The sequence below is a fragment of the Tardiphaga sp. 839_C3_N1_4 genome (genome assembly GCF_051811045.1).
Lineage (GTDB): Bacteria > Pseudomonadota > Alphaproteobacteria > Rhizobiales > Xanthobacteraceae > Tardiphaga.
In genome coordinates, this window is sequence record NZ_JBPWQD010000001.1 from 2392561 (window position 1) to 2418316 (window position 25756).

Here is a 25756-nt window from a genome sequence, read left to right on the forward strand (position 1 = left end):
GGCTTCGATCTCTTTTCTGTCTATGTGATGGCACAGTCGCTCACTGATCGTCGAGCAATTCGCCAAAGCCTTCCCAGTTCTTGCCGTTGAAACGGCGCAGCCGCAGCTGCTGGAACGAAAGATAGTCGTCCTTGTCAGTATTGACTGTGACACCTGACAACAGCAGCGGCAGCTTGACGTTCTTCATTGATGTCGCCTGACGCAGAATGTTCTCCCGGCTGACATCGTCGCCACACGCCTTGAGGATGTGCGTGATAAGGTGCGCGTTCAGGAACCCCGTCGCATAGTTGGTATTGCGCGGGTCAGCCGACGGCAGGCTTTCCTTCATGAAGGCGAAATAGGCCTTCACGTCCTCGTCGTTGGCCCATGAAGCGTCGTTGATGTCTTTCTGATAACTCGACGTGATCAGGCCGGTGGCGTTGTCCAGACCTGCCGGTTCCAGAAAGGTGATCGACGAAGCGGACGTGGGGACGAACATCAGGTCAGGCTTCCAGCCGATCTCGGCGACGCCCTTGATCATCTGCGACGAGAATTTTCCGACGACCGCGCCGAACAGGACATTCGCCCCTGACGACTTGAGCGCCGCGAGCTGCGATGAGATCGTCGGAGCGCTGGTCTCGTAGGTCGCCTCGGACACGATCATATTCGCGGCCTTGTCGCCCAAGGCCCGCTTGAAGCCGGCCACATAGTCTTTTCCGAGATCGTCGTTCTGCGCCAGAATGGCGATCTTCGCATCCGGCTTGGTCTTCAGGATGTGCTTGGCATAGACGACGCCTTCCGATTCATATGCGGCCATGCCCGGCATGGTCCACGGGAATGCCTTCGGGTCGGCCCATTTTGTCGCGCCTGATAGCACGAACAGTTGCGGAATCTTCTTGCTGTTCAGGTAGCGATGCACCGCGTTGTTGGTCGCGGTACCGAGTGTCCCGAACATCATCAGGACCTCGTCCTGCTCGACCAGCTTACGGGTCTGTTCCACGGTCTTCGGCGGCGAATAGGCGTCATCGAGGCTGATGAACTTGATCTTGCGCCCGTTGATGCCCCCGTCGGCATTAAGCTTGGCGAAATAGGCTTCCTGCGCGCGGCCGATCACGCCGAAGCCCGACAGCGGGCCACTATAGGGCAGCGTCTGCCCGATTTTTATTTCTTCCTTGGTGTTGGCGGTCGCCTGCGTCGTTGCATGCAGACCTACGGCAAGAGCAAACAGCCCAAGCGTCTTCAGCATCACTGATGCCATGATTGTCCACTCCCGTTTTGTTTTTATCGGGCCGCGCTTATGCGCGTGCCCGTCTCGCAAAGTCCGAGGTCGCCTCCGCATATTCGTTCTTCAGACGGTCGACGAGTTCAGCCACCGACGGTGCATCGGTAATCTGGCCGATGCCCTGGCCACAGCCCCAGATATCCTTCCAGGCCTTGACCTTCATGTTGCCGCCGGAACCGAAATTCATCTTGGTCTTGTCGGCCACCGGTAGATTATCGGGATCGAGACCGGCGGCTGCGATGGACGGGCCGAGATAGTTGCCGTGAATGCCAGTGAACAGGTTGGTGTAGACCGTGTCATGCGCGGCGAATTCGGTCAGCGCCTTCTTGTAGGCCGGGTCGGCATTGGCTTCTTCGGTCGCAATGAAGCGCGTACCCATATATGCGAGGTCTGCGCCGAGCGCGAGCGCCGATGCAATCCCGTAACCGTCCGAGATTGCACCAGATACCAGCACAGTCCCCTTGAACCACTGCTTCACTTCGCGCACCAGCGCAAAGGGCGACAGCGTGCCGGCATGGCCACCCGCACCGGCGCAGACCAGGATCAGTCCATCGACGCCCTGCTCGGCTGCCTTGCGCGCATGCTTGACGTTGATAACGTCATGAAACACGACGCCGCCATAGGAATGCGCGGCTTCGACGATTTCTGACGGCGGACGCAACGAGGTGATAATGATCGGAACCTTGTGCTTCACACAGGTCTCCATGTCCTTCATCAGCCGATCGTTGGACGCGTGGCAGATCTGGTTCACCGCATAGGGCGCAACCTTCTTGCCGGGATTCTTCGCCTTGTATTCGCCGAGCTCATCCTCGATGCGCGTCAGCCACTGATCGAGCACTTCCACCGGCCGCGCATTCAGCGCTGGAAACGAACCGACGATACCGGCCTTGCATTGCGCAATGACGAGTTCAGGACCGGAGACGATGAACAGCGGGGAACCGAGCACGGGCAGCTCGAGGGTGCCATCGAGAGCTTTGGGGAGCGACATAGGCGTTTCCTTATATTTTTATAATCGAACTATAGGGGTTGACCGCCCGCGCGTGTTGTTCGAACTTGAACAATTAGCCTTCCGGATTTGATCACATGGACTGGGATCTCTGTCGCACCTTCAATGCCGTGGTCGACGCCGGAAGCTATCTCGGCGCGTCCAGGCAGTTGCGCACCAGCCACCCGACCGTCAGCCGCGAGGTCGCGGCGCTGGAGAAGCAACTTGGCACCAAGCTGTTCGTGCGCTCCGACGAAGGGCTGGTGCTGACTGCCCGCGGGCGACGGTTTCACGAGAACACCAAGGCGATGGCCGAGGCCGCGCTGAAGGCGGAAGCCGTGGCCGGCGCGTCGGGCCAGAGCGCACGTGGCGTGGTCAAGGTGTCGATCGGACCGACGCTGGCGAATTTCTGGTTGATGCCGCATATCGGTGCTTTCATCCGCCAGCATCCGCATGTCGAGATCCAGCTGGTGACGCATCCCTTCCCGGTCAGCGTGCGCAAGCGCGAAGCCGACATCGTGCTGCGGCTGTATCAGACTGGTGAAGAAAATCTCACCGGACGGAAAATCGCCAAGCTCGGCGTCGGCTTCTATGCGTCACGTGACTATGCGGCGAGATACCCGCTGCCGGAGCAACGCGGTGCGTGGAAAGATCACACGGTCATCGGCTTCGCGGACAAATCCTCGAACTCGGAACTGGGGCGCTGGAGCGACCACGTCACCAAGGACGCCACTGTCGCCATCCGCTGCTCGTCGCAAGCGGATATGCTCGCAGCGGTCCGCGCAGGAATCGGCATCTGCGTACTGTCATGCATTGTCGGCGACGCCCATGCGGATCTGATCCGCGTGGCGCCGCAGAAGCTGGCCAGCCTGTCCGACATCTGGCTGTTGGCCCATCCGGACCTCGTCGATCAGCCGTCGGTGCGCGCCGTGCTGGAATTCATCACTGCCTGCGCGCGCGACGACCGCGCGCTGTTACGCGGCCGATGATGTCGCGCCCTTGCCGGGAAATGGCGCCGTACGGCTGACATAGCGTCCTTCGCCTTTTCCGCCGATGAGCTTGCCGTCGCGCGTAATGAATTTCCCGCGCAGCATCGTTGCCACCGGCCAGCCCGTAATCTGCAGACCTTCATAAGGTGTGTAATCGGCGCCGTGATGCAGGTTCGCCTGGGTAAGCGTTGCTTGGCGCTTCGGATCCCACAGCGCGATATCGGCATCGTAGCCGATGGCGATGGAGCCCTTGCCGGTGAGGCCATAGGTCTTCGCATGATTGGTCGATGTCAGCGCCACGAACTGGTTGAGCGTGATGCGGCCCTTGCTGACACCTTCCGAGAACAGGATCGGAAGGCGCGTCTCGACACCGGGAATGCCGTTCGGAATCCAGCGGAAGCTGGTACGCGCGTTGGGTGGTTGCTTGCCCTGCACGTCGTCATAGCGAAACGGGCAATGATCCGACGAGAACAGTGTGAATACGCCCTGCTGCAGACCTTCCCAGCACGCCTGCTGGCTGGCGAGATCGCGCGGTGGCGGCGAGCAGACATATTTCGCCCCCTCCATACCCAGATCCTTCAGATCCTCCTCGGTCAGCACGAGATATTGCGGACAGGTCTCGCCATGGATCGTCAACCCGCGCATCTGAGCGCGGCGGATCTCTTCCATGGACTCCCGATTGGAGACATGAACCACCACCATCGACACGTCGACCAGTTCTGCCAGCGAGATGGCCCGGTGCGTGGCTTCGCGCTCAACGACGATAGGCCGCGACTTGGCGTGAAAATACGGGCCGACATTGCCGTCGCGTTCGAGCTTGTCGACCAGAAAACGGATGGCGTCGTAATTCTCCGCATGAACCTGAACTAGTGCACCGGCTTCACGCGCCACGGCCAGTACCTGCAAGATCTGCAGATCGCTCAGCGCGAGGTCTTCATAGGTCATGAAGACCTTGAGCGAGGTGTAGCCGTCGGCGATCAAGGCTGGCAGCTCCTGCCCGAGTACCGCTTCACTGGGATCGGCGATGATCAGGTGAAAGGAATGATCGATATGGCAATTCTGATCGGCAAGCGTGTGATAATTCTTCAACGCCTCTCGGATCGGTTGGCCCTTCGCCTGCAGACAGTAAGGCATCACGAAGGTGTTGCCACCGAAGGCCGCCGCGCGCGTCGCGCTCTCGAAATCATCGGCCATGACAATGCCCGGACCGGACGGCTGCGCAATATGAACGTGGCTGTCGATACCGCCGGGCAGCACCAGCAGACCGGTTGCATCAACCGTCTCGTTCGCCTCGGTCAGCGCTTCGCCGATGGCAACGATGCGGCCGTTCCTGATGCCTACATCGGCTTTGTAGGTTTCGCTCGCGGTTGCAATGGTGCCATGACGAATGACGATATCGAAAGCGGTCATGAGCAAAACCTCATCACTTCAGCAACGCAGGGTGCATACAGACAAGTATTAGACTTTCTGAAACAGCGATCCCCATTGGGTGACGCGTTTGGTATCGACGCCAGCCATCTTCAGGCATTTCCAGACCACGGTGGCGATGGTGTCATAGACCGGAATGCCCGTTTCCCTTTCCAGTTTCGCCGTGGATGGTGCAACTCTCAAATTGGTGCAGATGATCGTGATAGCGTCTGGCTTTTCCTTGGCCACGTCCCGCGTCATATCCTCGAGTTGCACAACGGGCACTTCGGAGAACGAGAAGTTATCCTGCAGGCCGAGATGGCGTTCACCCTGGCACGCAAAGCCCAGCTTTTCATAATTCTCCAGAATCTTGGCCTGAACGTCGTCCAGATATGGCGTCACGTAACCCAGACGCTTCACCTTTTGATGCTCAAGAATCTCATTGAGAGCCAACATCGACGTCGTCGCAGGAATCCCGGTCGCTGAGGTGATCTGCTCACACAGGCGGACATCCGCCTCAAAGCCGAGCCAACCAGAGGATGTTCCATTCCAGCCGATGACATCGACCTTCGCATGAGCCAGCAATTCTGCGGCCCGCAGGATTTCCGAATTGTCGAATTGGGCGAGCGCCTTGTTCGACAGCGCGATCTCCGTGACCTTGAAACGCGAGAAATGCGCCGAGACCTCGGGCAATTCGCCAAGCATGGCAGTCGTGATCGGCTCCAGCGCCGTGTTCGACGAAGGCGTCAGCATTCCGAGAAGCACACGTTTGGTCATGGATGATCCAGAGTTTCGAGGGATGGTTTCGTCCGTTCAGATCGAAGCAGATCGAGAACGTGACGTTTGATTTCGTTGAACTGCGGGCTGGTGATGTCGCGTGGCCGCGGCAGGTCCAACGGGATGATTTCGCGGATACGCCCCGGGCGGGCGCTCATCACGGCAACATGCGTGCCCAGCGTCAGTGCTTCGTCGATGCCGTGCGTTACGAAAACGATCGTGCCCTGGTGTTCCTGCCAGATCCGGACGAGTTCATTCTGCATATCCATCCGGGTCTGCTCATCGAGCGCGCCGAACGGCTCATCCATCAGGATGACCTGCGGATTCATCAGCAATGCACGGGCGATGCCGACACGCTGATTCATGCCGCCTGACAGTTCGGACGGATAATGATTTTCAAATCCCGTGAGCCCGACCATGTCGATATAGCGCTGTGCTGTTTCGCGGCGCACCGCCTTCTGGCCGCCGCGCAGCAGCAGGTGGAAGCCGACATTCTCCCAGACCGGGAGCCACGGCATCAGGTTGGCCTGCTGAAACACCACGCCGCGCTCCGAACCGGGCGCCGTGATCAATTGGCCATCGACGGTGACGGTGCCGGATGACGGCTTCTCGAAGCCTGCGATCATATTGAGAAGCGTGGACTTGCCGCATCCGCTGGGGCCGAGCAGACAGAGAAACTGGTTCTTCTCCACCTTGATATTGATGTCGTCGAGAGCCGTGACATCGGCCTTGCGTTTCGCGTCCTTGAAGACCTTGGAGACACCGGAGATTTCGATCGTCGCCATGACCTAGCTCTCCCCGCTCTGGATCGTCGTGTTGCGCTGCCAGTGCAGGACGCGCGCCATCACGAGACGGATGCCGAAATCGCTGAGAAAACCGAGCAGGCCGATACTGGCCATCGCAGCCAGCACAAGGTCGTAGCGTAGGAAATAATAGGAATCCCACAGCACATAGCCGAGACCGCTTTTCACAGCGACCATCTCCGCCGTCACTGTCAGCATCCAGGCCGAGCCGATGCCGATCCGCAGACCGGCAAAGATGCTGGGTAGTGCGGCCGGCAGCACGATGAAGCGCAGCAATTGCCGATTGCCGCCACCCACCATCGCGCCGGCGCGGATCAGATTGCGATCGCAGGTCTTCACGCCGTGAATCGTATTGAGCAGGATCGGAAAGAACGCACCGAGGAACACCAGGAAAATCGCCGGCTTGTTGGCGATGCCGAACCAGATAATGGCGAGCGGAATCCACGACACCGGCGGGATCGGCCGCAGCGTCTGCAGCGTCGGCTCGAGGATCACCTCGACAGTGCGGGACCATCCGATGGCGACCCCGACCGATACGGCCAGCGCCGTAGCAATGGCGAAACCCGCAAGAACGCGCGACAGGCTGGCGAGCATGTCGAACAACCAGTTGCCGCTATAGGTCTGGGTATTGCCGTCGGTGCCGAATACCCAATCCGCCCAGGCCCACGCCACGGTCGACGGGGCCGGCAGCAGTGCTGCTGGCAGCGCACCCGATCGGGAAAACGCTTCCCAGCCGGCGAGGATCAGAACCGGCACGATGTACCGATCCAGTCGTCTGAACATTACGAGGGCCTGGTACATGACCGGGCTCAGTAGCCGAGTTCGGATTTCGGCTTGCCCGTGGCGGCCTCCAGGAAGCGGTAGTCCATGTTCTTCTCGACAGCCGCCGAAACGTCGGAATTGATGTATTTCAGGTCGCGCATCATCGCCGCGATGGCGAGCGCCGATACGCGGTACATCTTCGGATCCGGATCGAGGTTTTCGACAGCGCCAGTGGCGATAGCCTTGTCGAGGCCGGTGATCTTGGAGATCACTTCGATTAGGGCACCCTTGTCCGCCGCGACGAATTCATCGACTTTCACAACCGCACGCACGGTCTCTTCGAGCTGTTTCGGTTTGTCCTTGACGACATCCGACCGCGTCAGAATCAGGTTGGTGAGCTTTCCCGCCGCTTGATCATAGGGAAGGCCGAACATCTTGGCGGCCTTGGCCTGAAGGATCTGGGTGGCGAAGGGCTCCACGGTGCAGATCAGCTCGATTTCACCGCGACGCAGCGCCTGAAGGTGATCGGAGGGATTGGGAATGTTGACGAACTGCACATCCTTGTTGATGTCGATGCCCTGCTTGGCAAAGGCGCCGCGCATATGAATGTCCTGCGCGTTGCCGCGGGACGCCGCGACGCGGAATGGCTTTCCCGCTGTCTTGTAGTCAGCGATGACTTTCTTGAGCGAAGCCCAGTCATTCGGAACGATCGACAGATCATTACCGACCAACATTGCCGAACCGCCATTGACCTGCCCGGAAATAGCGACCACGTCGAAACCCTTGTCGAGCGCGATCGCATAATGAAGATAGGTCACCTGCGCGACGTCGATGTTCTTCGAGACAAGCGCAGTCAGCGCATCCGTGCCTGTGTTAAATCCAACCGCATCGATCTGAACGCCCTTGGCATATTGCGGGGTGAGTGACATCGGTGTGCAATGCGCACATTTCGCATAGCCGAGCTTGATCACCGACTCGGACTGGGCCACCGAGGCCGGGGCAATCGATGCCAAACAAAGCGCAATCAGAATGCCGAGCAGATTTTTCTTCATCGTCGCAATCTCCGGAGCGGGTGGCGGTGAATTCACGATACGTCCACCACTCAGCAAGCCTCATGCCAATCCGGATACGATATCCAATCGTAAAATTATGTAGTAATATCAAATACTATGAATTATTATTATCTCGACTTCGATGCTGCATTTTTGGGCGAAGGATGTCGTTTGGAGGCAGCCTCGCCACCCGAGAGACTGAACCATGAGTGAGATTGCCCCACGCGCGAAGCTTCGGACGCGCTTCAAGCCGACACGGCTGAAGCTCTCCTCGGATCATTCGAAACGGCCGCTGGACCGTATGTCGCTGCACGATCAACTCGTCGCGAAGGTGCGCGAAATGATTGTCGATGGCGAACTCCAGGCCGGAGCCCCTTTGCCAGAAAAGATGTTGTGCGAAACGTTCGGCGTATCGCGCACACCCTTGCGCGAAGCATTCAAGATACTGGCCTCCGAAGGGCTGATCGAACTGCGCCCTCACCGCACCCCTGTCGTCACCCCGGTCGACAGGGAAGAAATCGCAAACAGCTTTGCAATCATGGTCGCACTGGACGGCGTTGCAGGCGCCGACGCCGCAATGCGCGCGACGGATGAAGATATTGCCCGGCTCAGTGCGATGCACGACCAGCTTGTTACCCTTCATCGCGAAGCATCGCGCCCGGCCTATTTCAGGCTGAACCAGGACATCCATATCGAGATTACCAGGCTCGCCAAAAATCCCGTGCTCCTCAATATCTGGACGACGTTGAACGCGAATATCTATCGGGCACGGGCCACCGCCAATTATGATGCGGCACGGTGGACGGAATCCGTAAGGGAACACGAGGCTTTCATGGCTCTGCTTCGCGCGCGCGACGCGCAAGGATTTGCGGCCTCCCTCAGTGCGCATACGCGCAAGACAGGCGATGCCGTTCTTGCGACATTGAAGATTGCAACCGACGCGAAGACCTAGCAGGCCTCTATCACGACGAATAAAGCCTGAGCCCGTATCGCTGCACACCGCATAATCGCCAAGCGCCTGCAAAACGTGCTTTGGGCATGGAGCGCGATGGTCCAAACAGGGGCGAAGGACCGCCCCGCGGTTCATAGGCTGATCGATGAAGATTCTCGTTTTTGGCGGCACCGGCTTTGTCGGATTGAATATCGCGGAAGCTCTGTTGAAGCGCGGCCATGTGGTGACACTATTCGACCGTTCGGGCCTGCCACCGGCGGCGCAGCCTGCCTTCGCTGACTATGGCGACAGGCTTTCGGTGATCGTCGGCGATGTGCTTGACCGAACGCTGGTCGACCGTGTCATCGCAACCGGCTTCGATGCGATTGTTCTCGGCGCTGCGATCACCGCGGGTACGGAGCGCGATGCCGCCGATCCCGAAAGCATCCTGCAGGTCAATCTGATGGCGCAGACGCCGATCCTGATCACCGCGCGCCGCCATGGCGTCAAGCGCGTGATCAATCTGTCGTCCGCTGGAGCATACGGCACCTCCGCGTTCAAATATCCTGTTCTTGACGAGGAACTGCCCTGCGATCCCGTCTCGCTCTACGCCATCACCAAATTCGCATCCGAGAAGGTCGCGGCCCGCCTCGCCGCGCTCTGGCAAACCGATTTCATCAGCGTGCGGCTCAGCGCCGTGTTCGGACCATGGGAGCGCGCAACGGGCGTGCGCGATACACTCAGCCCGCTGATGCAGATTTTCACGGCGCAGGCGAAGCAGAGCGCCGCCATTCTGGTCCGTTCCGGCGTGCGGGACTGGATCTATGCGCCCGATGTCGCCGATGCCATGACGTTGCTGATCGAGGCGCCGAAAACGCAGTATCGCCTCTACAACATCTCAACCGCCACCCCGTGGTCGGCGCTGGAATGGGGCCAACAATTGGCCGAATCCAATCCGGGCTTTGTTTGCCGCCTGGCGAGCACCGGCGAAACTCCAACCATCGATCTGCACAGTGACAGCGACAGGGCACCGCTATCGGTCGTGCGATTGGAGCAGGAATTCGGGTGGCGCGCCAAATTCGGCTGCGCCGACTCAGCCGCGGATCTGATCGACTGGTCGGCGCGGCACAGCATAGGGTAACGACATGAGGCTTCAGGGACGTACAGCAATCATCACCGGCGGAGGCTCCGGCATCGGTCAGGCCAGTGCCAGGCTGTTCGCGCAGGAAGGCGCGTTCGTCGCGCTGGTGGATCGCGATGAGGCCGCATTGAAAGAAACGCTGGCGACGCTGCCCAATGCAACCGAGGCGTCGATGCATCTCGGCGATGTCGGCGACGGCGATTTTGCGCAGGCCGTGGTCGGGGAGATCGTCGCGCGGCGCGGTCAGCTCGACGTGTTGATGACCTCAGCCGGCTTTTCCTGCGGCGGCACCGTGGTGACCACGGCTCCCGAGGACTGGGACGCCGTGTTTCGCACCAATGTCGGCGGCACCTGGCTGTGGGCGCGTGCAGCCGTCCCGCAAATGCAGAAGCAAGGCAAGGGCTCGATCATTACGCTGGCTTCGCAGCTTGCGATCGCCGGCGGCAAGGGCAACAGCGCCTATATCGCGGCGAAAGGCGCTATTATCAGCCTGACGCGTACCATGGCGGTGGATTTCGCCACGGACGGCATACGCGTCAATGCCATCGCGCCGGGTGCCATCGACACGCCATTGCTGCGCCGCAGCTTTGCGCGCCATGCCGATCCGGAGCCCGTGCGCGACGCTTCGCGCAACCGTCATGCCATGAAGCGCTTTGGGCTCGCCGAGGAAGTCGCGCAAACTGCGCTGCATTTAGCCAGCGACGCATCCTCCTTCACGACCGGCACCGTGCTGCCGGTCGATGGCGGATGGCTCGCGGCATGAATGACGCGCTCAAGGCGCTGGAAGCGCAGGTCCGCGACGATCTCCACAAGATCGCCCATCCGAACATGCCATGGCTGCAGCCGAAATCCGCGCCGGATGGCACGCCCGCGCTGGACGTCCTCATCGTTGGCGCCGGCCAGGGCGGCGTCACGGCGGCCTTCGGCCTGCTGCGGTCGCAGGTCACCAACATACTCGTTGTCGACAAAAGCGCCGAAGGCCGCGAAGGCCCCTGGCTCACCTACGCCCGCATGCCGACGCTGCGCAGCCCCAAGCACTTCACCGGCCCTGATCTGGATATCCCCGCCCTCACCTATCAGTCATGGCACGAAGCCATGTTCGGGAAGGATCACTGGCAGGCGCTCGATCGCATCCCACGCGGACACTGGGCGGACTATCTGCTGTGGTTCAGGCGCATTACCGGCGTGCCTGTACGCAATGGCTGCGAAATCCTGGACATTGGGCCTGCCGCGAACGGCTTGCTTGCAGCGACCGTACAGAGCGCCGACGGTATTGAAGTCATTCATGCGCGCAAGATCGTTCTGGCCACTGGCCAGGAAGGCATGGGCGACTGGATGATTCCGGAGCAGCTCCGGCACCTGCCATCGTCGCTTTGCGTGAATGCATCCGCGGATATCGATTTCGAAGCCCTGCGCGGCAAGACCATTGCCGTGATCGGCGCCGGCGCATCCGCCTTCGACAATGCGGCAACCGCGCTCGAAGCCGGCGCTGAGGTGCACCTGTTGTGCCGTCGCGCGGAAATCCAGATCGTGCAGCCCTACCACTGGCTAACCTTCCGCGGGCTGCTCCGTCACTTTAGCGAGCTCGACGATGTCTGGCGCTGGCGCTTCATGCGCCGGCTGATGGACTTGCGCGAAGGCTTCCCGCAGCCGACCTGGGATCGCTGTGCGCGACATGCAGGCTTTCACCTGCATGAGAACGCGCCCGTTCAGTCGGCACAAAAAATAGGCAACCAAGTTACATTGCAGACGCCACAGGGTACCTTCACGGCGGACTTCGTGATCTGCGGAACCGGCATCGACATGGATTTTGCGACTCGCCAAGAATTGCAGAACTGCGCGGGCAATATCGCGATCTGGTCTGATCGCTTCCAGCCGCCGGACACCGAGCTCAGCCCACGCCTCGGTCGTTTCCCCTATCTCGGCGACGATTACGCGCTGATGGAACGTGTTCCCGGCACCACGCCGTGGATCGCCGACATTCATCTTTTCGCAATTGCGTCCACCATGAGCTTCGGCCCGTCGGGGTCATCGATCAATGCGATGACCACCGCGATTCCGAAACTGGTGCATGGTCTGACGCGCGGCTTGTTCCGCACGGATATCGAGCGATACTGGACCGCGTTCGAGGCCTATGACGTTCCACAAGTGACCATTGCGAGGCAGCCGGAAGCTGCGGCGAAAAGCTAAAGGACCAAATTATCCCGGGCGGGGAAAGTCCTCCGCTTGGCACCTATCGACTGTCATTTGGCGCGTTCCTTGCTTCAGTGGATGGGTCGCTCGGCAGGTCAGGCACTGACGAGTCCGTTCAGAGTTTCCGTCGAATTCAGAGGATAGGGTTATGGGACTGATCTATTCCAAGCAGATGCTCGGCGCCGCCGCAGCGCTGGCATTTTTCACCGCCGCCATTCCTGCCAAGGCGCAAACCCGTGCAGAAACCCTGCGCTACGTGACCGGCGCCGCCGTCAACACGCTCGATCCCAACATTCCCGGCTCGACCCGCGAAGCCTTCGCTGTCAGCCTCTCAACCTATGATCGTCTGGTGTCGTTCGGCCGCAAGCAGCTCAATGGCAAATGGGTGTTCGATCTCGACACCATCCGCGGCGAGCTCGCGGAGTCCTACACCGTCAGCCCGGATGGTCTGAAGATCACCTTCAAGCTGCGCAGCGATGCAAAATTCCAGGACGGCTCGCCGGTCACCGCCGAAGACGTGAAGTGGTCGCTCGACCGCACCGTCACCGCCAAGATCCTAGGCAAGGCGCAGCTGCTCACCGGGTCGCTCACAGATGCCAGCCAGTTCAAGGTGATCGATCCACTGACGTTCGAAGTGACATTGCCGCAGCCGGACAAACTGGCGCTGCCGAACCTCGCCACGGTCTATCCGATCATCATCAATTCGAAACTCGCCAAGGCCCATGCCACCGAGGAAGATCCGTGGGCACAGGCGTGGCTGAAGGAAAACACCGCCGGATCCGGTGCCTATATCGTCGAGACCTTCAAGCCCGGCGAGCAGGTCATTCTCAAGCGCAACGACGCCTGGAATCGTGCCGCCGGCGACAAGCAGGCCTTCTTCAAGCGCCTGATCATCCAGTCGGTGCCGGAGCCCGCAACGCGCGCCAACCTGGTTGAGAAGGGCGATGCCGATATCGTCATCGATCTGCAGGCCAGCGATGCGCAGGCGCTCGAGGCCAAGGGCAAGCTGCAGGTGATCTCGACGCCGCAATACAACGCCATCACCTTCATCTCGATGAACAACCAGATGCCGCCCTTCGACAAGCCGGACGTGCGTCGTGCCGTGGCCTATGCGCTGCCCTATGATGACATGTTCAAGGCGGCACTCTTCGGCCGTGGTGATTTGCTGGCCGGCGCGACCTGGGCCGACGGCAAACCGCCATCAGGCGCATTTCCGATCAAGCAGCCGATCAAGCTCGACCTCGAAAAAGCCAAAGCTTATCTGAAGGCCGCAGGCTATCCGGACGGTTTCTCGACCACGTTCAGCTTCAATGTGGGCCAGTCGGCAACGGCTGAGCCGATGGCTGCGCTGCTGAAGGAATCCCTCGCCAAGATCGGTATCAAGGTCGATATCCAGAAGCTGCCGGATGCGCAGATGTCGACGCAGATCACCGAGAAGAAGCTGCCCTTCTTCACCGAGGGCATCGTTGCCTGGCTGCCGTCGACCGACTACTTCTACCGCAACTTCTACACCGGCAATCAGCGTTGGAACTACTCTTCGATCGACAATGCCGAGCTGACTGCAGTCGCACAGAAAGCGCGTTTCGAGGCCGACAAGGCCAAGTACGAAGCCGACGGCAAGGTGCTGAACGCCATGAACTTCGACCTGATGCCACAGATTCCGCTGTGGCAGCCGAGCCAGGACGCAGTAATGGCGTCGAACATCACGGGCTACACCTATCAGTTCCACCGTCAGGTCGATTACCGCGACCTTAGCCGGAAGTGATCGTCCGAGCACCATGCGAGCAAATCCCGGAGCGCCATTCTGTGGCGCTTCGGATCTACGCAGCTTGCGAACTTAGCCGTAGCGAGCTGCCTATGACTACGAGTAACCGATCATGACGACACTGGGCGCAACAGCCATCCGTGCAGCGCGACGCTTCGCATCCTCCTTGCCCGCGTTGTTCGGCGTGCTGATCTTCACCTTCCTGCTGATGCGCGTGTTGCCCGGCGATCCCGCTGTGTTTTTTGCCTCCGGACCGAACTCCGGCAAGGAGGAGATCGAGACCATCCGCAAGCAGATGGGTCTCGACAAGCCGGTGCCCCAGCAGCTGTTCCTGTATCTCTACGACGTCGGCCGCGGCAATCTTGGCCGTTCGCTGATGACAGGCCAGAACGTCACCAAGGACTTGCGTGAGCGCCTGCCCGCCTCCCTCGAACTGACCTTCTCGGCACTTCTGATCGCACTTGTTCTCGCAATCCCGCTGGGTGTCCTTGCAGCGCTTAAACCAGGATCGCTGGTCGATCACGGCGTGAGGCTATTCTGCGCGCTCGGGGTCTGTGTCCCGACCTTCGTGTCGGGCCTGCTGCTGATCTATATCTTCTATTATCTGTTCGGCGTGGCGCCCGACCCGACCGGGCGCGTCGATATTTTCACTACGTTGCCGCCAGCACATACCGGCTTCCTGTTGATCGACTTTGCGCTCGCCGGCGACTTCGATGGCTGGTGGGCCGCATTCAAGCAATTGATCTTGCCGGCCTGCACCATGGCGCTGTTCGTTATCGCGCCGTTGGCGCGTATCACCCGCGCCTCGATGCTGGCCTCGCTCGGCAGCGACTTCGTCCGCACTGCCCGTTCCGTCGGCCTGTCGTGGTGGCGGATCATCGTCACCTATGCGCTGCGCAACGCCATCCTGCCGGTCATCACCATTGCCGGCATCGTGTTTTCGACCATGCTCGGCGCCAATGTGCTGGTGGAGAAAGTGTTCTCCTGGCCCGGCGTCGCCTCCTACGCGCTCGACGCACTACTGTCGTCGGACTATGCCCCGGTGCAAGGCTTCGTGCTGTTGATGGCCTCGGTTTTCGTTATCGTCAATCTCGTCGTCGATGTGCTCTATGGCATCGCCGATCCCAGGATTTCCATCGGATGAGCAGCGCAACACTTCAACACGCCGCCTTCATCCTGCGCGGCAATCCCATCACCGGCATCGCAGCCGTCGGCGCGTCTCTGCTGATCTTTGTCGGTATCTTCGGCCCGTGGATCGTGCCCTATGATCCCATCGCATCGAACGTTCAGAATGCGCTGATGCCGCCGAGTGCTGCGCATTGGGCTGGCACGGACCAGCTTGGCCGCGATGTGTTCAGCCGCATCATCGTCGCCGCGCAGCTCGATCTTGCCATCGCCGTCTCCGCCGTCGGCATCTCCTTCGCGCTCGGCGCCGTCATCGGTGCCCTCTGCGGCTATTCGGGCGGCAAGCTGGATCGCGCTGTTGGCCGCTTCGTCGATGTGCTGATGGCGTTCCCGCTGTTCGTGCTGGCCATGGCCATGGTCGCCGCCCTCGGCAACCGCGTCGAGAACATCGTCATCGCCACCGCCATCATCAACCTGCCGTTCTACATCCGCTTCGCACGTGCTGAAGTGAACGTCCGCCGCAACCTGGGCTGGGTCGAGGCTGCCCGCGCCTGCGGCGACAGCCATGTCTCCGTGGTGTTGCGCTTCCTGTTGCCGAACGTCCTGCCCGCGATGGTGGTGCAGATGTCGCTCAATCTCGGCTGGGCCATCATCAATGCTGCCGGTCTCTCCTTCATTGGTCTTGGCGTGAAACCGCCGACGCCGGAATGGGGCATCATGGTTGCCGAAGGCGCGCGCTTCATCTCCACCGGCAAATGGTGGCTGGTCGCCTTCCCTGGCCTGGCGCTGATGCTCGCCGTGCTGTGCTTCAATCTGCTCGGCGACGGGTTGCGTGATATTCTTGATCCGAGACAGCGAACGTGATGACGACACCAAAACCGCTGCTCGATATCGAAAACCTTCAGGTCACCTTCTCGACACGCCGCGGCCCGGTCGAGGCCGTGCGCGGAATCTCGCTCTCGCTTGCCGAGGGCGAGACGCTCGGCATCGTCGGCGAGAGCGGCTCTGGTAAATCCGTCACCGGTTTTGCGATGACGCGCCTGCTGGACGCGTCTGGCAAGATCTCCGGCGGCCGTATCTCGTTCCGCGATCGGGACATCACGAAGATGAGCAGCGCCAGCCTGCGCGAGATGCACGGCGCCGCCATGGCGATGATCTTCCAGAATCCGCGCGGCGCGCTCAATCCGATCCGCGCCATCGGCCAGCAGATCGCCGATGCCATTCTGGCGCATCGCAAGATCTCCGCCTCCGAAGCACGCGCGCAATCCCTCGAATTGCTGCGTGCGGTGAAGATCCGCGATCCCGAAAAGCGCATGAACGCCTATCCGCACGAACTCTCTGGCGGCATGTGCCAGCGCGTCATGATCGCCATGGCAATCTCCAGCAATCCGGCGCTGCTGATTGCCGACGAGCCGACCACCGGCCTCGACGTCACCACGCAGAAAGTGGTGATGGATCTCCTCGCCAGCATCGCCGCTGAGCGGGGCATGGCGACGATCCTGATCACCCACGATCTCGGCCTCGCCGCCCGCTATTGTCGCCGCGTCGTCGTGATGGAACAGGGCAGACTGGTCGAGGAGGCCGACGCCTTGACGCTGTTCCGGTCGCCGCAGCATCCCTACACCCAGCGGCTCGTCGCAGCATCGCCGACAGCAACGTCGCGGGTCGAGGATCTCGTGACCGATGACGAGAAGCTGCTGGTACCGGCGGTGCCCGTCCCACTGCCGCCGAAGCCGGTGCATGGCACCCCGCCACTGCTGGAAGTTCTCGATCTCGTGAAGCGTTTCGACGACGGCACCGTCGGCGTTGCGAATTTCTCGATGGCCATCGCGCCCGGCGAAAGCGTGGGCCTTGTCGGCGAATCCGGCTCCGGCAAGAGCACGACCTCGCGCATGATCTGTCGTTTGCTCGATCAGAGCGAAGGCATCATCAATTTCAACGGCCAGTCGATCAGCCATATTCCAGCACGCGACTTTCACCGCGCGCCTCAACGTCGCGAAATCCAGATCGTGTTCCAGGACCCGAACGACAGCCTCAATCCGCGTTTCAACGCCTTCGACTGTATCGCGCATCCGCTGATCCGTCTGCTTGGCATGAGCAACGGCGCGGCGCTCAAGCAGCGTGTCGCTGAATGTGCCCATCGCGTCGGTCTGCCCGCAGACCTACTGGAGCGTTTTCCACATCAGTTGTCGGGCGGCCAGAAAGCCCGTATCGGCATCGCTCGGGCGATTGCCTGCCGGCCGAAGCTTCTGGTGCTAGACGAGCCGACGGCCGCGCTCGACGTCTCCGTTCAGGCCGTGGTGCTGCAGCTTCTCGACCGTTTGCGGCGCGAAGACAACCTCGCCTTCCTGTTCGTCAGCCACGACCTCAACGTCGTGCGCATGATGTGTCAGCGGACCATCGTGCTGCGCAACGGCGCCATCGTCGAAGAAGGCGAGAGCCATCAGTTGTTCGACAGCCCGAAGACCGACTATACCCGCGAGCTCGTTGATGCAGTTCCGCATATCGAGATGATCGCCGCGGAAAAAATGGCCGCCGGCGCCTAGCCGCGGGTGCCAGCGGCTAAACGCCTCAACGGACGGCCTTGTCCGGTTCCATTGGCGTAACCATACCGACTATAGTGTGAGTTGTACCGGCGCCGGATACCTTGCATCCGCGCCTTATCTCGCAGAACATAAGACCAAGCGTCCCCAATGACGCAATAAAATCGGGAGGATTCCGTGCGGATCAAAGCCGTTCACGTTGCCTTGCTTGCCGTCATGGCGAGCTGTTCTGGGGTCACAACCGGCGCGCACGCCCAGTGGCCGCAGAAACAAGTCACCTTCATCGTTCCCTTCGCCGCCGGCGGCGGCACCGACGCCTTTGCGCGGCCACTGGCGGCGCAACTCGACACCCAACTCGGCAAGCGCGTCATCATCGAAAACCGCGCCGGTGCGGGCGGCACGGTCGGCGCCTCGGCAGCGGCCAAGGCGGCGCCCGACGGTTACACCTTCTTCATGGGCGCCGCGCATCACGCGATCGCACCGTCGCTCTATCCCACCCTCGATTACGACATCGAGAAAGACTTCATCCCGGTCGCTTTGATCGCACGGCCACCGCAGGTCATTGTGGTCAATCCCGACAAGGTCGCCGCCAAGACGCTCGGTGAATTCGTCGCCTATGCGAAGGCCAATCCGGACAAGCTCTCCTATGGTTCGGCCGGCGCCGGCACCACGCATCATCTGGCCGGCGAGCTGTTCAAGATCCTGACCCAGACCAAGATCCAGCACGTGCCCTATCGCGGTGCGGGCCCGGCGATGCAGGACCTCATCGCCGGTCATGTGCCGGTGGTGTTCGACGGTCTCGGCTCATCGGCTGCGCCGATCCGCGCGGGACAACTCCGCGCGCTGGCGATTGCCGCCCCGAAGCGCGTAGCGGCATTCCCCGATCTGCCGACCGCGGCGGAAGCCGGCTTGCCGAATTATGAAGTCGCCACCTGGTACGGGCTGTTTGCGCCCAAGGGCACACCGCCCGACGTGGTCGAACGCATGGCCAAGGAGCTGAAGGCTGCGCTGCAAGTCCCTGCGATCAAGGAAGCCTGGGAGCGCAACGGCTCCGATGTGCCGGATGTAGCCGGCGCTGAGTTCGGCAAGATGGTGTCGACCGAAGTCGCGCGTTGGCGCAAGGTCGTGACCGAGGCCAATGTGAAGCTGGACTGAATCGGCAGAATGACGAAGCCCGCCAGGCGTAAAGTCTGGCGGGCTTTTTTATGCGGAAGCGACTTCCGCCTGCCTGGCGCCTGGACCAGCAAACATCGCACGGCCCGGAATGGCATCCAGCAGCGCACGCGTATAGGCATCGCTCGGATTCTGGAAGATCTTCTGCGTTTCACCCTGCTCGACAATCTCGCCGCGCCGCATCACCACGATGCGGTCGGCGATTTCAGCGGCGACGCGCAAGTCATGAGTGATGAAGATCATCGCCAGGTTCATTTCCTCGCGCAGTTCGGCGAGCAGCTGCAGCACCTGCGCCTGCACCGACACGTCGAGCGCCGAGACGGCTTCGTCAGCCACAAGCACCGACGGCTTCAGAGCCAGCGCACGCGCGATACAGATGCGCTGTCGCTGACCGCCGGAGAATTCGTGCGGATAGCGGTTGGCTGCGCTCTCCTGTAGGCCAACGCGGGCCAGCAGGCGCTTGGCATCGGCCATGGCTTCCTTGGAGGGCGTGCCATAGGCAATCGGGCCGCCGGCAATCGCGTCGCCGACCTTCTGCCGCGGATCGAGAGCCGCGAAGGGATCCTGGAACACGATCTGGATCTTGCGGCGCATCTGACGCAGCCGCTCGCCGCGCTGTGATAGCAGATCTTTGCCGTCGAAATGCACTGAGCCGGTATCAGGCTCGATCAGCCGCATGATCAACCGACCCAGCGTGGACTTGCCCGACCCGGACTCGCCGACGATCGCCACGGTCTCGCGCGCCTTCAGACCAAGCGAGATATTCTGCACCGCATCGGTCCGGCGCGGCGGCAGGAACATGCCCTGTTTGGTGATGAAGGTCTTGTTCAGGCCAACTGCATCGAGCAGCGGCTCACCCGTGATCTTGCGATCGGTCCTGGTCAGCGAGCGCGCACCCGGAACGGCGGCGATCAAGCTCTTGGTGTAGTCGTCCTTCGGATTGCGCAGCACCTCATCGACGGTGCCCTGCTCGACGACACGGCCGTTGCGCATGACCACGACGCGATCGGCGACGTCGGCAACGACGCCGAAATCATGGGTGATCAGCAGCACGCCCATACCGCGCTCCGACTGCAGCTTCTTCACCAACGCGAGAATCTGCTTTTGCGTAGTGACGTCGAGCGCCGTGGTCGGTTCGTCGGCCAGGAGCAGCGCTGGATTGTTGGCCATCGCCATCGCGATCATGATGCGCTGACGCTGGCCGCCCGAGAGCTGGAACGGAAAGCTGCGCGCGAGCGCTACCGGATCCGGCAGGCCGACGTCGCGGATCAGTTCCTGCACGCGTGCATCCACCGCCTCCTTGGACGGCATCGGCTTGGTGTGCGTGATGATCGATTCCGCAATCTGCTGGCCGACACGGGCCAGCGGATTGAGCGCGCTGAGTGGCTCCTGAAAAATCATCGAGATGGCGCCGCCACGCAGCTTGCGCATCGTGGGCTCGTCCGCCTTGGCGATGTCATTGCCATTGAAGCTGATGCTGCCCTGCGCAACGCCGGTTCGGTCGGGCAGCAGTCGCAGGATCGCATGCGCAGTCATCGACTTGCCGGAGCCGGACTCACCGACCAGACACACGATCTCGTTGCGGTTGACGGTGAGCGACACGTCTTCGATTGCGAAAGGACGATCAGCGCCCGGCGGCAAGCTGATGGAGACGTTCTCAATGGCAAGCAGTGTTTTGTCGGTCATGAATACTATCGCTTGCGTGAGATACGGGGGTTTAACGTGTCATTGAGACCTTCGCCCACCAGATTGATGGCGAGCACGGTGAGCAGGATGGCGAGACCAGGAAACACGCTCATCCACCAGGCCTGACGGATCACGGTGCGCGCAGCACCGATCATGAAGCCCCACGACATCAGATTGGGATCGCCGAGACCCATGAAGCTCAATGAGCTCTCGATCAGGATGGCGCTGGCGACCGCAAGCGATCCGGTGACGATGATCGGAGAGATCGCATTGGGCAGGATACGGCGCAGCACTACGGTCAGCGGACGCTGGCCCTGGCAGACCGCAGCTTGAACGAATTCGCGCCCGCGCAGCCGCATGAACTCCGCACGCGTCAAGCGTGCCAGCGGCGGCCAGCTGACAATGCCGATGGCGAAGATGATGTTGGAGATCTTCGGCCCGATGGTCGCGACCAGCAAGATGGCGAGAATGAAGCCCGGGATGGTCTGGAACAGCTCGGTGATACGCATCATCACCTCATCGACCTTGCCGCCGAAATAGCCGGCGGTTGCGCCGATGGTGACGCCGATGACCAGCGAGGTTAGCGTCGAGATGACGCCGATGATCAGCGAAATCCGCGCGCCATGCGCGATGCCAGCGGCCACGTCACGGCCGAGCATATCGGAGCCGAGCCAGAGCCCTTCGCTGAACGGCGGCTGGAACGGCGCGCCGACCATGTCCCAGGGGTCGTCAGGAAACAGCCACGGCGCCGATACCGCGAGGAGGACCACCGCGAAGAGGACGAACAGACCAATCATCCCGGTGGGATGGCGGAGAAACGATTTGAGCGTAGACATCATATAATCCCGTTCACGATGCCGCACGCACGGAGACGCGCGGATCGATCACCCGGTAGATCGCATCAGTGAGAAGATTGAGCGCAATCACGATCACCGACATCACCAGGAACACACCCAGCAACACCGGATAATCGCGCTGCAACAGCGCGTCATAGATGAGACGGCCGAGACCCGGCCAGGCGAACACGGTCTCGATCACCACCGCACCACCCACCAGCGCACCAGCCTGCATGCCGGCAACGGTGACGATGGGCAGCATCGCATTGCGCAGGATATGTCGAATGATGATGCGGCCCTGCTTCAGGCCCTTGGCCTTGGCGGTCTTGATGAAATCCTGATGGGTTACGTCCAGCACCGACGAGCGCATCAGGCGGGTGTAGATCGCGAGATAGACGGCCGCGAGTGACACCGCCGGCAGGATCAAATGCCAACCGATGTCGACCATGCGCTGCAGTGCGGTCATCGGCACACCGATGGTCACGTAACCAAACGCCGGCAGCCAATCGAGTTGCACCGAAAACAGCAAAACTAGCATCAGGCCAAGCCAAAACACCGGCGTTGCATAAAGCAGCAACGACACGACAGTCAGCACCGTGTCGGACCACTTGCCGGCGCGGACACCGGCCAGCGTGCCGAGAATGATGCCTGACAGAAGCGCGAGAGTGAAAGCCGTCGCCGTCAGCAGCAGTGTCGCCGGCAGACGTTCCAGAATGAGCGACGCCACGGTCCGCTGCTGGCGATAGGAATAGCCGAGGTCCAGCGTCACGACGCGCTTCAGATAGGTGGCGAGCTGAATCGGATAGGGCTTGTCGAGCCCGTATTCAGCGCGCAGCTGCGCCAGAAGCTTTTCGTCGGATGCGCCGCTCTGGCCGGCGATCACCTGCGCGGGATCGCCGGGTGCGGCGTGCACCAGAATGAAGTTGAAGGTCGCAATGACCAGAACGACCGCGACGAATTTGACAATCCATCCCGCGAGCGCGAGGGCGACCGCGAAAACGCGACCGCCTTTTGCATCGACCGATACCGCCGTCATCCGAAGCTCACGTCGTCGAACGATTCATGCACGCCGATCGCTGTTGTAGTCACGTTCTTGAGGCGCTTGTCGATGAAGGTGGGATAGGCCTGCTCGAACATCCAGACCACCGGCACGTCCTCGACCAGGATCTTCTGCACCTGGCTGTAGAGTTCCTGACGCTTGGCCTCGGATGTAGAGGTTGCGGCTTCCTCGAACAGACGGTCGACTTCCGGATTGGAATAGCCTGCGGTGTTCGAGAACAGGATGCCCTTCTTGATGTTCGACGAAATATAGGTGCGCGATACGCCGAGCGCGGGATCGCCGAACTGATAGACCAGGTTGCCGGTCATCTCGTAGTCCCAGTTGCTGAACTTCTCGGCCCAGCCACCGACATCGGTATTCTCGATCTGCACATCGATGCCGACGCGGCCGAGCGACTGACGAATGAATTCGGCAGCGCGCTGATAGATTTCGCCGTATGGCGGGGTCAAATACTTGATCGTCACCCGCTTGCCGCCGGCACCCGGCTTCAGACCCATCTCGTCGAGCAGCGCCTTCGCCTTATCGAGCGAGTAGTCGTAACGCTTGACGTCCTTCTCGTAGAACCTGGTCGCCGATGACACCGGACCGGTCGCAACCTTGGGCAGACCGAAGTAAACGCGCTGTGCCATCGATTTCAAATCGAGCGCATAGGCAATGGCCTGACGGAAACGCTTGTCGTCCATCGGCTTGATGCGGTTGTTGAGCTCGAGCCACTGATGCGGTGCGAAATATTCGTAGCCCTTGGTGGTCATCTCGAAATTCGGCAGCTTCGACAGCCGTGCCACATCGAACATTTCGATGTCGTTCCACTGCGTCAGCTGGATCTTGCCCTGCTCCAGCGCGACGGCGCGCGATGCCGAGTCGGGAATGATGCGGTAGATGATTTCGTCGAGATACGGCTGATCCTTGCGGTAGTAGCCTTCGTGTTTGACGAGATGAACATGCGAGCCCTTCACCCATTCCTTGAGCTTGAACGGGCCTGAGCCGATCGCCTGCGCATTCGCCGGGTTCTTGCGATATTCGGTGCCGTCATAGATATGCTTGGGCACGATTGGACCGGTGGTGCAGTCGAGCGCCGTCAGGAACGGGGCAAAGGTCGACTTCAGCTTGAATACCACGGTGAGCGGATCCGGCGCGTCTGCTTTTTCGATACGCGAGTAGATCCCGCGCGCACGCGCATGGGTCTCCGGCAGCAGCTTGGTCATCGAGAAGATGACGTCGTCAGCCGTCAGCGGCTTGCCGTCATGAAAGGTAATGCCGGGGAACAGTTTGAACGTATAGGTCAGGCCGTCCGGCGAGACTTCCCACGACTGTGCGAGGCCCGGCATCGGCTTGAGGTCAGGGCTGTAGCGCAGCAGGCTCTCATAAATCTTGCCGCCCAGTGTCAGCGTCGGCTGCTGCTGGTTCAGCGCCGTGACGAGAATCGGAGGCTCAGGCTGAATGATCGTGTTCAGCGTGCCGCCCTTGGTTTGGCCAGCGGCACGGGTGATGCCAAGGGGGATACCCGAGAGCGCAACCGCGCTCACGCCCATCAGCTTCGCGAATTCACGTCTATTCATAGCCTCTTCCTTTAACATTGACACCTGACAGTGGCGGTGGCCGGACGCTTGCACGTCCGGCTACCGCCAAGCCATCAAGTGACTTTCAGTAACTTCGACTTCAACCGAGCGTCACGGCTCCAAAAGTCTCGTGCACACCGATGCCGGTGGTGATGACGTTCTTCAACCGCTTGTCGATGAAGTTGGGGAAGTCTTGCTCGACCATCCATGCGATCGGGACTTCTTCTACGACGATTTTCTGCACGGCCGTGTAGAGTTCCTGACGTTTTGCGTCAGAGGTCGCCACGGCGGCTTCCTCGAATAGCCGGTCTACTTCCGGATTGGAATAGCCCGCGATATTTGAGAACAGAATACCCTTGCGGATATTCGCCGTGATGTAACTACGCGACACGCCTAGCGCCGGATCGCCGAACTGGTACAGCAGATTACAGGTCATCTCGTAATTCCAGTTGCTGGTGCGCTCAGCCCAGCCGGCAAGATCGAGATTTTCCAGTTGCAGATCGATGCCGACGCGGCCGAGCGACTGCTTGAAGAATTCGGCCGAGCGCTGCCAGATTTCGCCATAGGGCGGAACCAGGAATTTGATGCTGACGCGCTTGCCGTCGGCGCCGGGCTTCAAGCCCATTTCGTCGAGCAGAGCTTTCGCCTTGTCCAGTGAGTAATCGTACTGCTTGACATCCTTTTCGTAGAACCGCGTCTTCGACGAAACCGGTCCGGTCGCGACCTTGCCGAGATTGAAGAACACGCGCTGCAGCAGCGCCTTGCGATCGACCGCAAACATGACGGCCTGACGGAAACGCTTGTCGTCCATCGGCTTGACGCGAAGATTGAACTCCAGCCAGAAATGCGGCGCGAAGAACTCGTAGCCCTTGGTGGTCATTTCGACATTGGGCAGCTTCGAGAGACGCGCCACGTCGAACAGCTCGACGTCGGTCCACTGCGTCAATTGGACCTTGCCCTGTTCGAGCGCGACAGCGCGCGACGCGCCGTCCGGAATGACGCGGTAGATGATCTCGTCGAGATGCGGCTCGCCCTTGCGGTAATAGCCTTCATGCTTGACGAGATGAACGTGCGAGCCCTTGACCCATTCCTTGAGCTTGAACGGGCCCGAACCGATCGCCTGCGCGTTGGCAGGGTTTTTGCGGAAATCGGTGCCGTCATAGATGTGCTTCGGCACGATCGGCGCGGTGGTGCAATCGAATGAATTGAGGAACGGCGCGAACGGCGCCTTCAGCGTGAACACCACCGTGAGTGGATCGGGCGCTTCGGCCTTGTCGATGCGCAGGAAGGTGCCGCGCGCACGCGCGTGGGTTTCGACGAGGACCTTGGTAACGGAGAACACCACGTCTTCCGACGTCAACGGCTTGCCGTCATGGAAGGTGATGCCTGGAAACAGCTTGAACGTATAGACGAGGCCATCGGGTGAAACGGTCCAGGACTCAGCGAGACCGGGCAGCGGCTTGAGATCGGCGCCGTAACGCAGCAGGCTCTCATAGATCTTGCCGCCAAGGGTCAGCGTCGGCTGCTGCTGGTTGAGCGCGGTCACCAGGATCGGCGGCTCGGGCTGGATGATCGTGTTGAGCGTACCACCCTTGGTCTGACCGACGGCGCGGGTGACGCCGAGGGGAATTCCCGAAAGCGCAGTCGCACTCAAACCCAATAGCTTCGCGAATTCACGTCTGTTCATCTTAATTCCTTTGTAGCAAAG

The 25756-nt window shown here is 60.8% G+C and carries 22 protein-coding genes; 10 read left to right on the plus strand and 12 right to left on the minus strand.

The genetic code is table 11. The features are described 5' to 3' along the window. Positions 1–40: 40 nt before the first annotated feature. On the minus strand, positions 41–1225 hold the full coding sequence (locus tag AB8A38_RS11460; RefSeq protein ID WP_439088504.1) for an ABC transporter substrate-binding protein: 1185 nt from the start codon (positions 1223–1225) through the stop codon (positions 41–43). A 49-nt stretch (positions 1226–1274) separates the two neighbouring features. Further along, positions 1275–2249 (minus strand): NAD(P)H-dependent flavin oxidoreductase, encoded by a 975-nt coding sequence (locus AB8A38_RS11465; RefSeq protein ID WP_439086076.1) that lies wholly within the window; start codon positions 2247–2249, stop codon positions 1275–1277. Between the two features lie 95 nt (positions 2250–2344). On the opposite strand from AB8A38_RS11465, the gene AB8A38_RS11470 reads away from it, so the two are divergent. Further along, the gene (locus AB8A38_RS11470; protein WP_439086077.1) at positions 2345–3235 is read left to right on the plus strand and encodes a LysR family transcriptional regulator; all 891 of its coding nucleotides are present in this window, start codon (positions 2345–2347) and stop codon (positions 3233–3235) included. Here AB8A38_RS11470 and hydA read toward each other — a convergent pair. Genes hydA through AB8A38_RS11495 form a run of 5 tightly spaced genes read right to left on the minus strand, consistent with a single transcriptional unit; the run spans position 3221 to position 8036 of the window. Next, positions 3221–4645 carry a dihydropyrimidinase gene (gene hydA / locus AB8A38_RS11475; RefSeq protein ID WP_439086078.1) on the minus strand — a complete coding sequence of 475 codons (1425 nt, stop codon included), beginning with the start codon at positions 4643–4645 and terminating at the stop codon, positions 3221–3223. The two genes, AB8A38_RS11470 and hydA, sit on opposite strands and share 15 nt — an antisense overlap. Positions 4646–4693: 48 nt before the next feature. After that, positions 4694–5419 carry a maleate cis-trans isomerase family protein gene (locus AB8A38_RS11480; RefSeq protein WP_439086079.1) on the minus strand — a complete coding sequence of 242 codons (726 nt, stop codon included), beginning with the start codon at positions 5417–5419 and terminating at the stop codon, positions 4694–4696. Continuing rightward, positions 5416–6204, minus strand: coding sequence for an ABC transporter ATP-binding protein (locus AB8A38_RS11485; protein WP_320447310.1), 789 nt, complete (start codon positions 6202–6204; stop codon positions 5416–5418). The genes AB8A38_RS11480 and AB8A38_RS11485 overlap by 4 nt, the downstream gene beginning before the upstream one ends. A 3-nt stretch (positions 6205–6207) precedes the next feature. Next, positions 6208–7005, minus strand: coding sequence for an ABC transporter permease (locus AB8A38_RS11490; RefSeq protein ID WP_439086080.1), 798 nt, complete (start codon positions 7003–7005; stop codon positions 6208–6210). A 26-nt stretch (positions 7006–7031) separates the two neighbouring features. Next, positions 7032–8036 (minus strand): ABC transporter substrate-binding protein, encoded by a 1005-nt coding sequence (locus AB8A38_RS11495; RefSeq protein WP_439086081.1) that lies wholly within the window; start codon positions 8034–8036, stop codon positions 7032–7034. Positions 8037–8241: 205 nt separating this feature from the next. On the opposite strand from AB8A38_RS11495, the gene AB8A38_RS11500 reads away from it, so the two are divergent. The 9 genes from AB8A38_RS11500 to AB8A38_RS11540 all read left to right on the plus strand — a co-directional run bounded on the left by AB8A38_RS11500 (position 8242) and on the right by AB8A38_RS11540 (position 18889). Continuing rightward, the gene (locus tag AB8A38_RS11500; protein ID WP_315841072.1) at positions 8242–8988 is read left to right on the plus strand and encodes a GntR family transcriptional regulator; all 747 of its coding nucleotides are present in this window, start codon (positions 8242–8244) and stop codon (positions 8986–8988) included. 145 nt (positions 8989–9133) lie between these two features. Next, positions 9134–10108, plus strand: coding sequence for an NAD-dependent epimerase/dehydratase family protein (locus AB8A38_RS11505; protein WP_439086082.1), 975 nt, complete (start codon positions 9134–9136; stop codon positions 10106–10108). A gap of 4 nt (positions 10109–10112) precedes the next feature. Beyond that, positions 10113–10871 (plus strand): SDR family oxidoreductase, encoded by a 759-nt coding sequence (locus tag AB8A38_RS11510; RefSeq protein ID WP_439086083.1) that lies wholly within the window; start codon positions 10113–10115, stop codon positions 10869–10871. Continuing rightward, complete coding sequence (locus AB8A38_RS11515; protein WP_439086084.1) at positions 10868–12298, plus strand: NAD(P)-binding domain-containing protein; 1431 nt, start codon at positions 10868–10870, stop codon at positions 12296–12298. The genes AB8A38_RS11510 and AB8A38_RS11515 overlap by 4 nt, the downstream gene beginning before the upstream one ends. Positions 12299–12473: 175 nt before the next feature. Next, the gene (locus tag AB8A38_RS11520) at positions 12474–14066 is read left to right on the plus strand and encodes an ABC transporter substrate-binding protein (protein WP_439088505.1); all 1593 of its coding nucleotides are present in this window, start codon (positions 12474–12476) and stop codon (positions 14064–14066) included. A 112-nt stretch (positions 14067–14178) separates the two neighbouring features. Next, positions 14179–15210, plus strand: coding sequence for an ABC transporter permease (locus tag AB8A38_RS11525; protein ID WP_439086085.1), 1032 nt, complete (start codon positions 14179–14181; stop codon positions 15208–15210). Continuing rightward, a complete protein-coding gene (locus tag AB8A38_RS11530) occupies positions 15207–16055 on the plus strand; it encodes an ABC transporter permease (protein WP_315841066.1) in 849 nt (282 codons plus the stop codon). The genes AB8A38_RS11525 and AB8A38_RS11530 overlap by 4 nt, the downstream gene beginning before the upstream one ends. Next, the gene (gene nikE, locus AB8A38_RS11535) at positions 16055–17737 is read left to right on the plus strand and encodes a nickel ABC transporter ATP-binding protein NikE (RefSeq protein WP_439086086.1); all 1683 of its coding nucleotides are present in this window, start codon (positions 16055–16057) and stop codon (positions 17735–17737) included. The genes AB8A38_RS11530 and nikE overlap by 1 nt, the downstream gene beginning before the upstream one ends. 174 nt (positions 17738–17911) lie before the next feature. Next, the gene (locus AB8A38_RS11540) at positions 17912–18889 is read left to right on the plus strand and encodes a Bug family tripartite tricarboxylate transporter substrate binding protein (protein WP_439086087.1); all 978 of its coding nucleotides are present in this window, start codon (positions 17912–17914) and stop codon (positions 18887–18889) included. Between the two features lie 48 nt (positions 18890–18937). Here AB8A38_RS11540 and AB8A38_RS11545 read toward each other — a convergent pair whose 3' ends face one another. The 5 genes from AB8A38_RS11545 to AB8A38_RS11565 form a co-directional block, all read right to left on the minus strand. Next, on the minus strand, positions 18938–20593 hold the full coding sequence (locus tag AB8A38_RS11545; protein WP_439086088.1) for a dipeptide ABC transporter ATP-binding protein: 1656 nt from the start codon (positions 20591–20593) through the stop codon (positions 18938–18940). Between the two features lie 5 nt (positions 20594–20598). Then, positions 20599–21429 carry an ABC transporter permease gene (locus AB8A38_RS11550; RefSeq protein ID WP_439086089.1) on the minus strand — a complete coding sequence of 277 codons (831 nt, stop codon included), beginning with the start codon at positions 21427–21429 and terminating at the stop codon, positions 20599–20601. A 13-nt stretch (positions 21430–21442) separates the two neighbouring features. Then, complete coding sequence (locus AB8A38_RS11555) at positions 21443–22465, minus strand: ABC transporter permease (RefSeq protein ID WP_439086090.1); 1023 nt, start codon at positions 22463–22465, stop codon at positions 21443–21445. Continuing rightward, positions 22462–24048 (minus strand): ABC transporter substrate-binding protein, encoded by a 1587-nt coding sequence (locus AB8A38_RS11560; protein WP_439086091.1) that lies wholly within the window; start codon positions 24046–24048, stop codon positions 22462–22464. The genes AB8A38_RS11555 and AB8A38_RS11560 overlap by 4 nt, the downstream gene beginning before the upstream one ends. Positions 24049–24148: 100 nt before the next feature. Next, positions 24149–25735, minus strand: a complete 1587-nt coding sequence (locus AB8A38_RS11565) for an ABC transporter substrate-binding protein (RefSeq protein ID WP_439057542.1) — start codon at positions 25733–25735, stop codon at positions 24149–24151. Between the last annotated feature and the right edge of the window lie 21 nt (positions 25736–25756).

Coding starts and splice junctions, on each gene's coding strand:
- AB8A38_RS11495 (WP_439086081.1), bottom strand. CDS start 8,036: ATGAAGAAAAATCTGCTCGGCATTCTGATTGCGCTTTGTTTGGCATCG.
- AB8A38_RS11470 (WP_439086077.1), top strand. CDS start 2,345: ATGGACTGGGATCTCTGTCGCACCTTCAATGCCGTGGTCGACGCCGGA.
- AB8A38_RS11545 (WP_439086088.1), bottom strand. CDS start 20,593: ATGACCGACAAAACACTGCTTGCCATTGAGAACGTCTCCATCAGCTTG.
- AB8A38_RS11490 (WP_439086080.1), bottom strand. CDS start 7,005: ATGTTCAGACGACTGGATCGGTACATCGTGCCGGTTCTGATCCTCGCC.
- AB8A38_RS11485 (WP_320447310.1), bottom strand. CDS start 6,204: ATGGCGACGATCGAAATCTCCGGTGTCTCCAAGGTCTTCAAGGACGCG.
- hydA (WP_439086078.1), bottom strand. CDS start 4,645: ATGACCGCTTTCGATATCGTCATTCGTCATGGCACCATTGCAACCGCG.
- AB8A38_RS11480 (WP_439086079.1), bottom strand. CDS start 5,419: ATGACCAAACGTGTGCTTCTCGGAATGCTGACGCCTTCGTCGAACACG.
- AB8A38_RS11560 (WP_439086091.1), bottom strand. CDS start 24,048: ATGAATAGACGTGAATTCGCGAAGCTGATGGGCGTGAGCGCGGTTGCG.
- AB8A38_RS11565 (WP_439057542.1), bottom strand. CDS start 25,735: ATGAACAGACGTGAATTCGCGAAGCTATTGGGTTTGAGTGCGACTGCG.
- AB8A38_RS11530 (WP_315841066.1), top strand. CDS start 15,207: ATGAGCAGCGCAACACTTCAACACGCCGCCTTCATCCTGCGCGGCAAT.
- AB8A38_RS11465 (WP_439086076.1), bottom strand. CDS start 2,249: ATGTCGCTCCCCAAAGCTCTCGATGGCACCCTCGAGCTGCCCGTGCTC.
- AB8A38_RS11500 (WP_315841072.1), top strand. CDS start 8,242: ATGAGTGAGATTGCCCCACGCGCGAAGCTTCGGACGCGCTTCAAGCCG.
- AB8A38_RS11510 (WP_439086083.1), top strand. CDS start 10,113: ATGAGGCTTCAGGGACGTACAGCAATCATCACCGGCGGAGGCTCCGGC.
- AB8A38_RS11460 (WP_439088504.1), bottom strand. CDS start 1,225: ATGCTGAAGACGCTTGGGCTGTTTGCTCTTGCCGTAGGTCTGCATGCA.
- nikE (WP_439086086.1), top strand. CDS start 16,055: ATGACGACACCAAAACCGCTGCTCGATATCGAAAACCTTCAGGTCACC.
- AB8A38_RS11515 (WP_439086084.1), top strand. CDS start 10,868: ATGAATGACGCGCTCAAGGCGCTGGAAGCGCAGGTCCGCGACGATCTC.
- AB8A38_RS11520 (WP_439088505.1), top strand. CDS start 12,474: ATGCTCGGCGCCGCCGCAGCGCTGGCATTTTTCACCGCCGCCATTCCT.
- AB8A38_RS11550 (WP_439086089.1), bottom strand. CDS start 21,429: ATGTCTACGCTCAAATCGTTTCTCCGCCATCCCACCGGGATGATTGGT.
- AB8A38_RS11555 (WP_439086090.1), bottom strand. CDS start 22,465: ATGACGGCGGTATCGGTCGATGCAAAAGGCGGTCGCGTTTTCGCGGTC.
- AB8A38_RS11525 (WP_439086085.1), top strand. CDS start 14,179: ATGACGACACTGGGCGCAACAGCCATCCGTGCAGCGCGACGCTTCGCA.
- AB8A38_RS11505 (WP_439086082.1), top strand. CDS start 9,134: ATGAAGATTCTCGTTTTTGGCGGCACCGGCTTTGTCGGATTGAATATC.